14 protein-coding genes and 1 pseudogene are annotated in these 12,859 nt (G+C 49.5%); 6 read left to right on the top strand and 9 right to left on the bottom strand.

Features of this window, described 5'->3' with window-relative positions; translation table 11 throughout:
- Nucleotides 1–147 precede the first annotated feature (147 nt).
- Together OGX94_RS06485 and OGX94_RS06480 are read left to right on the top strand one after the other, a co-directional pair.
- Nucleotides 148–414 carry a type II toxin-antitoxin system TacA family antitoxin gene (locus OGX94_RS06485; RefSeq protein WP_008784769.1) on the top strand — a complete coding sequence of 89 codons (267 nt, stop codon included), beginning with the start codon at nt 148–150 and terminating at the stop codon, nt 412–414.
- Entirely contained in the window at nt 402–884 is a 483-nt protein-coding gene (locus OGX94_RS06480; protein WP_206159536.1) for a GNAT family N-acetyltransferase, read from the top strand. The genes OGX94_RS06485 and OGX94_RS06480 overlap by 13 nt, the downstream gene beginning before the upstream one ends.
- A gap of 253 nt (nt 885–1,137) precedes the next feature.
- Here OGX94_RS06480 and OGX94_RS06475 read toward each other — a convergent pair.
- Both OGX94_RS06475 and OGX94_RS06470 read right to left on the bottom strand, forming a co-directional pair.
- Nucleotides 1,138–1,401, bottom strand: a pseudogene (locus tag OGX94_RS06475) (BamA/TamA family outer membrane protein); the annotation flags it as partial.
- Nucleotides 1,401–3,014: a mechanosensitive ion channel family protein gene (locus OGX94_RS06470; protein ID WP_257661727.1), complete on the bottom strand. Its 1,614-nt coding sequence runs from the start codon at nt 3,012–3,014 to the stop codon at nt 1,401–1,403. The gene OGX94_RS06470 and the pseudogene OGX94_RS06475, both read right to left, overlap by 1 nt.
- A gap of 380 nt (nt 3,015–3,394) precedes the next feature.
- Between OGX94_RS06470 and OGX94_RS06465 the strand changes: the two genes are divergently transcribed.
- Nucleotides 3,395–3,772, top strand: a complete 378-nt coding sequence (locus tag OGX94_RS06465) for a hypothetical protein (RefSeq protein ID WP_257661726.1) — start codon at nt 3,395–3,397, stop codon at nt 3,770–3,772.
- Nucleotides 3,773–3,824: 52 nt separating this feature from the next.
- Nucleotides 3,825–4,661 (top strand): DMT family transporter, encoded by an 837-nt coding sequence (locus OGX94_RS06460; RefSeq protein ID WP_003832960.1) that lies wholly within the window; start codon nt 3,825–3,827, stop codon nt 4,659–4,661.
- Between the two features lie 9 nt (nt 4,662–4,670).
- Here the strand turns inward: OGX94_RS06460 and OGX94_RS06455 are convergent, their stop codons facing one another.
- Nucleotides 4,671–5,192 (bottom strand): GNAT family N-acetyltransferase, encoded by a 522-nt coding sequence (locus OGX94_RS06455; RefSeq protein ID WP_003832958.1) that lies wholly within the window; start codon nt 5,190–5,192, stop codon nt 4,671–4,673.
- 110 nt (nt 5,193–5,302) lie between these two features.
- Between OGX94_RS06455 and tam the strand changes: the two genes are divergently transcribed.
- Nucleotides 5,303–6,061 (top strand): trans-aconitate 2-methyltransferase, encoded by a 759-nt coding sequence (gene tam / locus OGX94_RS06450; RefSeq protein WP_003832955.1) that lies wholly within the window; start codon nt 5,303–5,305, stop codon nt 6,059–6,061.
- A gap of 131 nt (nt 6,062–6,192) precedes the next feature.
- Nucleotides 6,193–6,570: a GFA family protein gene (locus OGX94_RS06445; protein WP_003832953.1), complete on the top strand. Its 378-nt coding sequence runs from the start codon at nt 6,193–6,195 to the stop codon at nt 6,568–6,570.
- On the opposite strand, the gene OGX94_RS06440 is transcribed toward OGX94_RS06445, so the two are convergent.
- The 6 genes from OGX94_RS06440 to OGX94_RS06415 all read right to left on the bottom strand — a co-directional run bounded on the left by OGX94_RS06440 (nt 6,567) and on the right by OGX94_RS06415 (nt 12,788).
- Nucleotides 6,567–7,481 (bottom strand): bestrophin family protein, encoded by a 915-nt coding sequence (locus OGX94_RS06440; protein WP_063941590.1) that lies wholly within the window; start codon nt 7,479–7,481, stop codon nt 6,567–6,569. The two genes, OGX94_RS06445 and OGX94_RS06440, sit on opposite strands and share 4 nt — an antisense overlap.
- A 215-nt stretch (nt 7,482–7,696) precedes the next feature.
- On the bottom strand, nt 7,697–9,148 hold the full coding sequence (locus OGX94_RS06435; RefSeq protein ID WP_257661725.1) for a tagaturonate reductase: 1,452 nt from the start codon (nt 9,146–9,148) through the stop codon (nt 7,697–7,699).
- 106 nt (nt 9,149–9,254) lie between these two features.
- Nucleotides 9,255–9,782: a GNAT family N-acetyltransferase gene (locus OGX94_RS06430; protein WP_149280930.1), complete on the bottom strand. Its 528-nt coding sequence runs from the start codon at nt 9,780–9,782 to the stop codon at nt 9,255–9,257.
- Between the two features lie 80 nt (nt 9,783–9,862).
- Entirely contained in the window at nt 9,863–10,222 is a 360-nt protein-coding gene (locus OGX94_RS06425) for a DUF4186 domain-containing protein (protein WP_063941589.1), read from the bottom strand.
- Nucleotides 10,222–11,148, bottom strand: a complete 927-nt coding sequence (gene glsB, locus OGX94_RS06420; RefSeq protein WP_003832944.1) for a glutaminase B — start codon at nt 11,146–11,148, stop codon at nt 10,222–10,224. The genes OGX94_RS06425 and glsB overlap by 1 nt, the downstream gene beginning before the upstream one ends.
- A 62-nt stretch (nt 11,149–11,210) precedes the next feature.
- Nucleotides 11,211–12,788: a methyl-accepting chemotaxis protein gene (locus OGX94_RS06415; RefSeq protein WP_257661724.1), complete on the bottom strand. Its 1,578-nt coding sequence runs from the start codon at nt 12,786–12,788 to the stop codon at nt 11,211–11,213.
- Between the last annotated feature and the right edge of the window lie 71 nt (nt 12,789–12,859).

The raw sequence follows: 12,859 nt of genomic DNA, 5'->3' as shown, positions 1-12,859 counted from the left end.
AGACAAACCATGCCATAACCCGCCAGCACTGGCGGGTTTTTTATTGTTGCTTATCAGAGTATTGAGTTGAACGATGCTGTATAGCAGTTGCTATACATAAGCCTTATGATATGCTTGTAAAGCAATTGCTATACAAGAGGCTTAATAATGAAATCAGATGTCCAGCTCAACCTTAGAGCTAAAGAATCCCAACGCGCGCTTATTGATGCGGCCGCAGAGATTCTACATAAATCGCGTACAGACTTTATTCTGGAAATGGCCTGCCAGGCGGCAGAGAACGTCATTCTCGATCGCCGAGTGTTTAATTTTAATGATGAACAATACGCTGAGTTTATCGAGATGCTTGATGCTCCGGTTGCCGAAGATCCCGCTATCAGGAAGCTACTGGCAAGGAAACCACAGTGGGATTTGTAACCGCACCGGAACCACTAACTCACATTCATCAATTAGCGGAATTTGTCAGCGGAGAAATTGTTCTCGATGATTGGTTAAAGCAAAAAGGGCTAAAAAATCAGGCTCTCGGCGCAGCCAGGACGTTTGTTGTCTGCAAAACAAACACGCGACAAGTCGCTGGCTTTTATTCACTGGCCACAGGTAGCGTCAACCACACAGAAGCAACAGGCAATCTTCGGCGTAACATGCCAGATCCAATCCCCGTAATTATCCTTGCCAGATTGGCCGTAGATCTTTCTGTTCGTGGAAAAGGGTTAGGGGCCGATCTGCTTCACGATGCGGTACTGCGGTGTTACAAAGTGGCAGAAAATATTGGCGTGCGTGCCGTTATGGTACATGCGCTCACAGACGAAGCTAAACGTTTTTATCTTCACCACGGATTCAAAGCATCTCAACTGCAGGAACGAACTCTGTTCCTCAGGCTTTCATGATTGTAATGAGCAGAGGAGGTCAATGGCCAAACGTGGGCCACATGGAGTCTCAACTGAGTACGCAGCAATTGCATTTAACATAATATACATTATGCGTACTAACATAGATAAAGGCGGAATCTGCTGTTTTATGGTCATCCTTGTGCTGCTCCATAATGACGCCTCAAAACCCTTTCAAGCGCAGTTGCCTCAACAGCGCTAACAGTTTTGGATGATGGCTCTTGACTACAGCTGGTTATGCAGTACCGTTTTACGTTCCGCCACCGCCAAACGCGCTCATGGCCGGGGGAATAAACTGCCCATCAACCTGTCGTCCCTTGCCATGCAGAAACAGACCGAACAGGCCGCCGCCATAACCAACGGCCGGTTCGGTAATAACCAGCGGAATCGGTAGAAAACCGTACGGGTTTTCTTGTAAATAACGGCTCATGTCCACCATGCCGTCTTCAGGACCGATAAGCCCTGTCGCCATAGCGCGCCAGCACAGCAGAGGAATTAGCAGAAAAAGCCAACGCATTATTTCCCGCCTTCTGGCGGTGTTGCGGGTGCGGCATACCAATTCTCTTTGGCCACCATCACGCTGTTTTCTGGCTGTAGCACAAAATTCGGAGACATAATCTGCACGTTAAATTCGTTGAAGACGTCCTGAATATTGCTATGCAGTTCATTACGGGCATCTGCCAGTGATACATCCGGCAGCAGGCGCACCTGCAATTCATAGGAAATATACCAGTCCATCAGACTCAGCTGACGCACCAACGGCGGCTGTGAAAGATCGATTCCTTTGGCCCGCTTGGCTGCCAACTCCAGCATTGCGTGGACCTGGCGCCAGGGCGTGTCGTAGCCAATGGTAACGCCGACCGTCAGGTTGACGCCGCCGTTGGTGCTTTGCGCGCTAAGGTTAGTAATTTTTCCACTAACCACTACCGCATTTGGCACTGTGACCACGTAATTTTCACGAGTGATAATTTTGGTCGCGAGCATACCAATTTCGCTTACCAATCCCTCGTTGTCCGCTACCCGAATCATGTCGCCTTTGCGCAGCGCGCGCGAATAGATCAAAACCAGTCCGCTCATTGCGTGGTTCATCACCCCGGCCGACCCCAGCGTGAGCATCAGGCCAAAGAAAACGCTGATGCCTTTAAACGCCAGTGAATTGGCTCCGGGCAAAAAGGGATAAGCTGCAGATAGCGCAAAGAGCCACACCACCACAGAGATCAACTTCCGGGTTGCGCCCACGGTTTCAGGGTGAATTCCAGGCAACTGCAAACGCCCTGCCTCCACCTGGTTGAGAACCACTTTAAGCAACTTCAGGATGAACGCCGTGATGAGAAAAATGATCAGGACGATCATCAAGCCAGGTAACGCTGAGACAATCGACAATGCAATATCACGCACTACGCGTACAGACCAGTCACCAAGGGACTCTCCCCAGACGCGCGTCCAGGGAAACAGGCTAAAGACCCAACTCAGCCAAATGTAAAGTGCAACGATACCAAGCAGGATCATCAACAGTGCGTACAGGCGTGTCTCGATAGCGCCGATAAAACGCCGCCAACTCTGGGGGATCCAGCTTTTGTTCTCAAAAATGCGACGACGATAAACGCGTCTGACCCAACGCCAGGAACGGTATGCACCGAACCAAAACAGCACCAGTCCCACCAGACCAGCCACCGTTTTCACCGCCGACAGCGCCAGCCAGCCGCTGTTATACTGATCGCTCAATGCAGACCGCTGCGCCTCTATGCGCGCCAGTACGCGCTGCGCTGCCTGGTCGAGCGTAAGATCGTCTCCTTCGTCGAGATCACCTTGTGTCAGCAACATCACCGGTTTACCGTTCATCACGATAAGCCTTCCCGGCTGGTTATAACGCGTGACCGACACAACCTGTAGCGGTTCGCGAACATCGGCTTCAGTGAAATTTCGTAGCGTATTGCGGATGCGCAGCACCCGCTCTTCTGGCGTGGTAAGGCCGAATTTCGCCTGGAGCATGACAATCGGTTGATGAAAAATATAAACCGTCCGCGCGCGTTCCTTTTCGGTGGGCTCCTGACGAGGTTCCGCCGCATATGTGTTAACAACCAAAGAGGAAAGAAAGCACATTAAAAAAGCGATCACAATCCTGTTCATATTCGCCACCGAAAACGCGAGAATTATCGTTATTATTCAAAAAGCCAACGCAAATTTGATTGCTTTTTTTAGCATAGACCAGCCTTTCACTTACGCAATGTTAGTGAGAATGAGATCTTCATTTGATGTGAAAGATGACATTTCTCTGGGAAGGCTCTTATCTTCATCGTCGCTAATTTGAAAAGCATATCTCTGACCAAAAGTACATAGCCTCAATTATTACGTCATGAGATTCTGTCTTTAGTAGCTTTCATTTAAAAATATAAAGCCGCACATCTGTGATTTTTAAGCAATGGTATGTAATCGTTCGTTATATACTGAACCAGGTGACTTCACTTACTTTCAGAAATACGATAATAAAATTGAGTACATATCGGACAATGCGAAACAAAAAAAGCAAAACCATCCTACGCTTCGCGCTCTTGCTACTATTTACCTCTACGCTGTCGAGCTGCACATTAACCCGTGTTTCCGACAGCACACTCGCCAAAGAGGTCGATGAGCTGAATGTTATTGGTCTGAGCCTGGAGGCAGCAAGGCAAAGAGCAACTGAAAAAGGTTTTGTGTGCAGCGAATACGGAAACGTGAACACGGTTGTAACCGAACAGGGTGATCATCGATGGCTACAAACTGAGTGCAGCAAGAAAAGTGCAGAGCTGTTCTGCCCGCAAATGCGTTTTGTCGTTCTTAATGTCGAGCCCAGCACGAACACAGTCGTTGATGTTGGCAACTATATTAATCAACACACCTGTTTTTGAAGGCAACACCTGCATATTGCGCTAAACCTCGTATTGACTAAAGGACGCTATCTTGCTCATCAGAATCATCATCGCAATGATCGCATTTGCTGGAAATTCAGTGCTTTGCCGACTCGCATTGAAGGGTATGCATGCTGATGCTATCTCATTCAGCAGCATCAGATTGATAAGTGGCGCAATTGCCCTTTTTTTATTTATCGCGATAACATCTGACAGCAGAAAATTTGAGTTCAAGTGGTTAAATGCCCTGCTCCTTTGCATCTATGTTTTTTCATTCTCCATTGCCTATGTTTCTCTTAGCACCGGCGCTGGTGCCCTGCTGCTCTTTGGTACCGTTCAGCTCGTCATGACGGTATGGGGAATAGCCCAGGGAGAGAAACTCGTAATTTTAAAAATAACAGGAATACTCGGGGCATTGGCTGGAATAGCGATTTTGCTATTTCCTGGTGTGGAGCGTCCTTCCTTTTATGCCGCAATAATGATGGTTATTGCTGGGTTAGCCTGGGCTTTCTACAGTATCACAGGGAAGAAAATCACGGATGCTGCTGCCTCAACCGGGGGGAATTTCATCCTGGCAATCCCGGTCGCATTGATTATTCCTCTGTTCTTCCGCTCTCATCTTCATATTGATATATATGGATTAGTTCTGGGCGTGCTTTCTGGTGCAATTACATCGGGAGGTGCATATCTGCTCTGGTATTCATTGCTCCCCTTACTCCGGTCCACAACGGCCAGTACTATTCAACTCAGCGTACCTTGTCTGGCCACTCTCGGTGGGATCATATTTTTGGGCGAAACGCTCACCGTCAGAATCCTTCTCGCAAGCGTCATTATTTTGGCTGGGATTGGCTTAGTTATTTTCTCTGATATGAGAAAAGGAGCAAAATAGACTGATTAATTATCGGCAAAGACGATACAGAACATGTTGTGCCAATCGATGATCTGGCGGCAACGCGGGATGCGTAAACTCTTCTGTTTTATTCATACCAATTCGTATCATCAGATCCTCTGACGGTTTATTCAGCACAGAAGTAAATGAAACGACTTCATTTAGCGCCAGTACGTCAAAAGCAAATGCAAGACTCGCTTGCGCGGCTTCTAACGCCAGACCCTGGTGCCAGTATGCTTTAGCAAGGCGCCAGCCTATTTCGGTGCAGGGTGAAAAATGAAATTTATCAGGTTGTGGATGTAACCCCACACAGCCCACAAACTGGTGTGTTTCTTTTAGCTCTACGGCCCAAAATCCCCAGCCGCGTTCTGCAATACCTTCACTAAATCTATCGGCCAGGTTATCGCTTTCAGCTTTCTCTAGCGGCGCGGGGAAAAAGCGCATCACGTCAGAATCGGCATTGAGTGCAGCAAAAGGGGCCCGGTCTTTAGCCTCCCATTGTCGTAATATCAACCTTGATGTTTCCAGCATATTCCTGCCCTTATCATTCATTTTCATATAATCTTCTAAAATAAGTGGCTCATCGGCAAGGTCTTATACCGTCCTTTTCCGACTTTTCCTCTCATACTGGAGATTTATACATGGCCGACTGGAACCCTTCGCTTTATCTGCAATATGCAACTGAACGTTCAAGACCCGCAGCAGAATTACTCAGCCGTGTGGCGTTAGAAAATGTCCGCTCAGTTGTTGATCTTGGTTGTGGTCCGGGAAACAGTACGGCATTGCTGCATCAGCGCTGGCCCACGGCAAAGACAACAGGTGTCGATTCTTCACCTGCTATGCTGAATGAAGCGCGCAACGCATTACCTGACTGCCATTTTCTCGAAGCGGATATTAGCCAGTTTAAGCCCGAGCATCCCGTAGATCTGCTTTATGCAAATGCGTCGTTACAGTGGGTGCCCGATCACTATGACTTATTCCCACATTTGGTCTCACAACTCGGTCACAACGGCGTTCTGGCCGTGCAAATGCCGGATAACTGGCTGGAGCCCACGCATGTACTGATGCGCGAAGTGGCTTATGAACAAGATTACCCCGACCGGGGGCGTGCTCCGCTTCCTGGCGTTCACGCCTACTATGATATTTTGACCGAAGCGGGTTGTGATGTGGATATCTGGCGTACAACGTATTATCACATTATGGATTCGCATCAGGCGATTATCGACTGGGTAAGCTCAACGGGACTCCGCCCCTGGCTGCAGGATTTGAGCGAAAGCGAGCAACGTCATTACCTGGCTCGCTACCATGAACTGCTCCAGGAACAATATCCGTTGCAGGAAAACGGCAATATTTTGCTGGCATTTCCGCGGTTGTTTATTGTTGCCAGACGCAATAGTTAAGCGTTTATCATCAGACAGATCACAGGATTGGGCTACCGAGTATGCGCGCCCTCGCCTTTTTATCATAAGGGTCTAGTGGCTATGTCAGGCATCTGCTAGTGTCTTGCCACATGTTTCTGACGGGAGTTGTTATGTCTAAAGTCTACATTGGTGGGTGTCTGTGTGGCTCGATCCGTTTCACAGCCAGCAGTCCTAATAATTCCCATACCTGCTCCTGCGATATATGCCGGAAACATACTGGTGCCCCGACCGTCGTCTGGATTGAGTTTGATGCAGAAAATGTAGAATGGACGGGAAAAGCCGGAAAACCGACAACCTGGCGCTCATCTGAAACCACCAGTCGGGCTTTTTGCCCTCAGTGCGGGAGTTCCGTGGGCGCCATCGATGACGCTCCGGTCATTGCGCTTTTAGCCGGCGCTTTTGACGATCCTAATGATGAAGATCTGGCGCCGGAGTTTCATTCGTTTTCTGATATGCGGCCAGCATGGTGGGAAACAGAACGAAACTAAGTTAGTTGGTAATGTTTATCCGGCATATGTTTTGCTGGCACATTGGTTTCATCGTTCATTTGCAGTAAATCGATTTCGATTGCATTGCAAATCGCATCCAGCGGCAGGTCATTGTTCTCAGTACCAAACGGATCTTCAAGCTCTTCCGCAAGCGCATCGAGAGAGATAAAAGTATAGGAAATAAGCACTGAAATAAACGGCGTCATGTAGTGCAGATCCACCACTAAGGCGAACGGCAGCATGATACAAAACAGATAAACAGTGCGATGAAGGATCAAAGTATAAGCAAACGGCACTGGCGTATTCGCAATTCGCTCACAACCTGCCAGTACTGCCGACATATCATTTAATCTGTTGTTTAAACTATGAAATAATATATCGGACAGCTGTCCATCACGTCTGCGCACGGCCAACCACTCCCCCATCAGCAACAAAATGCGGTTTGCTGGCGATTGTGCGGAAAATACCGTCTGCAGATCTTTCTCGCTGAGATATTTCGCCAACGGCTCTGCCTGTGGGTTTCGACGTAACGTCATGCGTAAACAGTGGGCAAATGCGATTTGCAGACGAACAAACTGCCCCAGTTCGGCGTCATCCGGTAAGGTGGTTTTCACCTCGCGAAGTAGTGATCGGGAAGCAATCATCAACTGCCCCCACAGGTGTCGGGCTTCGACATAACGTGAATAGCAGGCGTTATTGCGAAAACCTAAAAAGATAGCAATCGCCACGCCCAGAATACTGAACGGTGCCAGGGTAAATTTGATACCCAACATCGTATACCAGGGCAACATGATGATAACGGCGATGGAGAGCAGGAAGTTCAGCAGCAACCGTGAGAATATTTTAGATAATACGGAACCATGCCAGACGAATATCAGGCGCAGCCAGTGTTGTTGGGGACGAACGATCATGGTTATCTTCGGGAAAATGTGAAATCCGTCACATTAGACGCGATAGCGATCAATGTTGCAAGTTAATCGCAACATTATCCCAACAACTTTTGTTCTGCTTAAAATGAAGCCGCACCTAAGTCACAGACCGGGTTTATGATATAAACCACATAGTATGTTGTAACTAATGTATATCAAGAAAAAACCCGGCCTGAGCCGGGTTGTCGGTAGTCGTCTTAGCACAGTGGCTTAACGGCTTCACGCATACCTTTTGCCAAAATGGTATCCAGATCGGCAGAGACCTGTTCCACCAGTCCAGAAACCTGCGTCAGATCTTGTTCCCAGTGTTCTTTGACACTCAGTACAGATTTGACCAACGCTTCGGTACTTATCTGGCGATCGCGATGCTGGGACCACAGCTGTTGAAAACGCTCTATCCAGTGCGCATCATCCTGAACCGGATAAGACTCACCGTTGCGCTCTCCACGATAAAAAGCAATTAACGCGGCAAGCGCAAACGTCAAACGCGCCGGCAGCTTACCGCTGGCCTGTTGCCCTGCCAGCAGTTGCGGCAATATACGGGTGCGGAATTTGGTCATGCCATTCAGGGCAATAGACAGCAGCTGATGTTTTATATACGGGTTGCAGAATCGACCGGTTACCGAGCTGGCAAAAGAAGCTAACTCATCACGTGGTAAATCCAGTACCGGAATGATCTCTTCATAGATCGCTTTCTCCACGAAAGCACAAATCTCAGCGTCATTCATCGCCTCACCCACGGTGTCCAACCCTGCCTGCCAGGCAACAGGGACCAGCGCGGTGTGAGCACCGTTGAGAATCGCCACTTTGCGCTCTTTGTACGGTTTGATGTCATCCACGATCAGGACATTCAGCGGATACTTATCCAGACGTAGTTCTGCGGCTAATGACTTCGGCCCCTGAATGACAAACAGATAGAAATGTTCTGCGGTATCGAGGAAAGCATCATGATAGCCCAGTTCAGCTTCGAGCTTAGCTACCTCATCACGCGGATAGCCGGTAACAATACGGTCCACCAGCGTGGAGCAAAATGCATTGGCCTGATCCAGCCACTGAATAAACGCTTCCGGCAGCGCCCATTCCTGAGCGTAGCGCAGAACCAGTTCACGCAGCGCATCACCGTTATAATCAATCAGTTCGCAAGGGATGATAATCCAGCCTTTATCCAATGCGCCGTTAAAATAGCTGAAGCGTTCGAACAGCAGACGCGTCAGTTTAGCCGGATAACTAACCGCTGGCGCGTCGTCAAACTTATCGCCCGCGTGGTAACTGATACCTGCTTCCGTGGTGTTAGAGAACACAAAACGCATATCAGGATTATGCGCCAGCTTCAGGAACTCATCGTATTCGCTATAGACGCTGATTTCACGGTTAACTGAACGAATTAGACGGGCATCACTGACGGCCTCGCCCTTCTCATTCAAACCACGAATGATAGTGGTATAGAGGCCATCCTGCGTACTCAGCGATGGCGGGAAGGAACTTTCGATAGGACGAACAATGACCACACCAGCGTTCAGATCGGTATGTTCGTTGAGCAGATCTACCTGCCAGTCTACAAAGGCGCGCAGGAAGTTTCCTTCACCAAACTGAATAATGCGTTCAGGATACTGAGCACCGGGGAAATCGCGACGATTTAGTGTTTGCACAATGGGTTCCCTTTATGATTAGTCATACAACCTGATTGAATTGGTCCAATAGGTTAGCAAACTTTAATACATTGAAACCCTGTTTTGATCAATCCCCGGCGACAAATTAGAGCGTTTTATAGAAAAGTGTGGTTCCGGTCAGCGTCCCATCGGGCATTTGGGCATAGTCAGGTATCACCCCTACCTTTTTCCACCCGCAATTGTGGTAGAACAACTCCGCACCACTGCCAGTCGCCGTATCAAGCACCAGCAGCGTTTTACCTTGTTGACGCGCGCAACTTTCCAGTTCGTTCATCAATTCACGGGCCAGGCCACCGCGTCGCGCTGAGGGGTGAACCAGCAGTTTGGCGACATCAGCACGATGAGGTTGATTTTCGGGTTGATCGATAATGAGTTGGACGGTACCGACAAGCACCCCCTGCGCATTCTGCGTACCAAGAACGATCCGTTCTCCGCGAGAAACACTTTGCGCGACCTTCATCCAGAAAGGCTCTGATTTTTCGCGATTAAAGGGCAGCATAAAACTGATGGAGGCGCCGTCATTGACGCACTGTTCAAGAACATCGCTGAGCTCGTCGATTCGCGACAGAATCTGTGTCGCGCTCAGCACAAAGCAGGGTTTGCCGGAAGCCATGGTTTCTCCTTAGATTGACCCCTTCATACTGCTTTTAACAATTACACAACACAAGGGGGCATATCATAGGAAAATATTATCTATGGCTTGTTCATTTGGAGTACTAACCAGTGGTAAATAACCGTGACAACGTAACGTTGCTGTTCATCGTTTAGCACTACACCCTGAGGTATATCATGCCATTTCGCCAGACACCCTCGACAGCACGTCGCCGTAGCATGTTGAGCGATAAATACCGGGTGACCACGCATAGGAGTCTGTTTACCATCATTGGCGGGAAACGCAGGTGCTAGTCGTTTAGCTATAAAATCCGCAGCATGTTGTTCGATAACTGGTGCCCCTTTATCCAGACAATACTGCCTTTCTTTCTGACCAAGACGAAACCGCGAGCGAAACGTTGATTTCGCCAGCCGGGCAAAAAGAGGATCGAGCGTTTTCATCAGTAAACCGAGCGCCCCAGCTGTTGTGTTAATTGTTCCAGCACGGCGATACCGGCCAGTGAATTTCCCGCCGGATCCAGTTCCGGACTCCAGACAGCAATCGCCATCTCGTGTGGCACGATCGCCACGATGCCGCCGCCGACGCCAGATTTCGCCGGAAGCCCAACCCGCCAGGCAAATTCCCCTGCGTTCTGATACATGCCGCTGGTCGCCATCAGCGCATTGATCTGCCGGGCCTGCATCGGTGTGACCACAGGCTCCGCAAGATGAAAGGCATGCCCTTGATTTGCCAAAAAGACAAAAGTCCGCGCCAGTTCCACACAGCTCATTTTCAGCGCGCAGTAGTGAAAATAGTTCTGCAAAACGGTGGGCACGTCATGGTGAAAATTGCCGAAGGATTTCATCAGCCATGCAATAGCGGCGTTACGCGCCGAGTGCTCAAACTCCGATCGCGCGACCGTCGCATCATAGGCGATATCCGAAACGCCGCTTAATGCCCGCACCACTTCCAGCATCCGTTGACGAGGTGCGCTTAGACGCCCTTGCAGCATATCGCAAACCACCAGCGCCCCGGCATTAATAAAGGGGTTGCGAGGGATACCCTGCTCCATTTCCAGCTGCACCAGGGAGTTAAATGGATGACCGGAAGGATCTTTGCCGACGCGCTGCCAGATCTCCTCTTCCTGATAGTGACGCATCGCCACGACCAGACTGAGCACCTTTGAAATTGACTGAATAGAAAAACGTTCTTGCGCATCTCCCGCCTGATAGTGCTGCCCATCAACGGTACAGATAGCAATACCCAGTTTTGAACCGTCGACGGAGGCTAATGCCGGAATGTAATCAGCGACTTTACCCTGACCAATCAGCGGACGAACCTGCTGCACAATGGTCTCTAAAATTGAATTGTCCATGGCCCTGGCCACAACATGCTCCTTGCTCGCAGGTATGAAAGGCCTGCGAGTATAACAGAGCTGAATACGCAACGTCAGGCCGGAAGGCGGAATCTGGCCACGGCCTGCATAAGCTGGTTAGATTCATGGTGAAGCTGTAAGGAAGAATCAGATGCAGCATTCACCAGATCACTGGTTTGTCGGGCTTCGCCGTTCAGGACATGGAGCTGACGGGTTAACTGGTGAATACTGTTCCCCTGATTTAACGTTGCAGTCGAAATGTCGTTCAGTAACGCGCCGAGGTTTTCCACCAGTGCGATAACCTGCTGCAAATTCTTATCCAGTCCATTAACCGCGTGAAAGCCCTCTTCAATGCCCTGTAACGAGTGTTTAATCAGTGTCTGAATGTTTTGCGTAGACTGACCGCTTTTTCGCGCCAGCAGCCCAACTTCTTTCGCAACCACGGCAAACCCGCGCCCTTGCTCCCCGGCATGTGCTGCCTCGATTGCGGCGTTGAGAGCCAGGATATTTGTCTGAAATGCAATGTTGTCGATAAGCGTTGTAATCCCTCGCATTTCAGACGAGCGAGTCACAATCGCCTGCATTGACGCATTTACCGTCGCCATCATTCGGTCTCCACCTGCCGCAATATCACGCGCCTGCACTGCGCGTTGATTCGCCAGTTCAGCAAAGCCACTGTTATCCTCAACATGCATTTCCAGAACCGAAATATGCGATGTCACAGTGCTCAACTCTTCACTTTGTTTTGCCGACTGCTGGTATAGCTGTTTATTGTTCTGCGCAAGTTCGTTGATATTTCCTACCATTGCGGTGGTGGCATCATTCACCTGCCGTACCAGCGCGCAGAGCCCCTGCTGCATTGCAGCAATACGCGAACTTAATTGCGTCACTTCCCGATTAAACTGACTCACCTGCGGGGCTGGCCGGGAAAGATCACCCGCCGCTAAAATATCGATATGATCGATCAGCCGTCGCAGCGGCATAATCACCCAACGGAACATACTACGCCAGACCAGAAAGGCGATAACCACCAGTACCAGAGGAATAAACAAAAATAGATTCTGTAAACGCTCAAGACTGGTCAACAGCTGCTGACGCCCAACTTCCGCATGTCGCCCACTGCCCTGCTGAAAGCGCGCGTAATTACCGTTAAAGTCTGTCTGAAAGGCCTGCACGGGTACGGCAAAAAACGCATCAATGGAACCTGACTGCATCAGCCCGTCCGCCTGCTCCTTAATACCGCTATAAAAACGCTGATAGCTCTCTGTTAGATCCGGATCCGACTGCGGCTTCATATCCCGCCAGGCATCCCATGCAATTTTTGACTGCGCCAGCGCCCGATACGCCTCTTCCATTAACGGACGCCAACTCCCGTCCGATCCGGTGGCGGCATCCTGCATAAAATAAATCCCCGCACGGTTAAGTAAATCGCTGGCAGATAATAACGCCACCCGCGCTTCATCAACCTTTGCCTGCTGCAAAAGCGCGAGTTGATTACGCCCTTCATTCTGCTGTGCGTCACTGACTGAGGCCGAGAGCATCAAGGAGGACACGACCTGCAAAACAGAGAACAGCGCAATAATGCAAAAAATGCCCGTTAACAGACCGAACTGACGGGGTATTAGACGATGGGAAATTTGCGTTATGTTCATATTACTCTTCTGTATCAAAGCGTTAGTCGCGAGTGTACGGAGAGTAAATGACAGAAAAATTGCAGAAATAA

This window comes from Citrobacter sp. Cpo037 (genome assembly GCF_030332945.1).
In the GTDB taxonomy this organism is placed as follows: domain Bacteria; phylum Pseudomonadota; class Gammaproteobacteria; order Enterobacterales; family Enterobacteriaceae; genus Citrobacter; species Citrobacter portucalensis.
The sequence above is the reverse complement of the archived record's forward strand: the minus strand, read 5'-3'. Positions and strand labels throughout refer to the sequence as shown.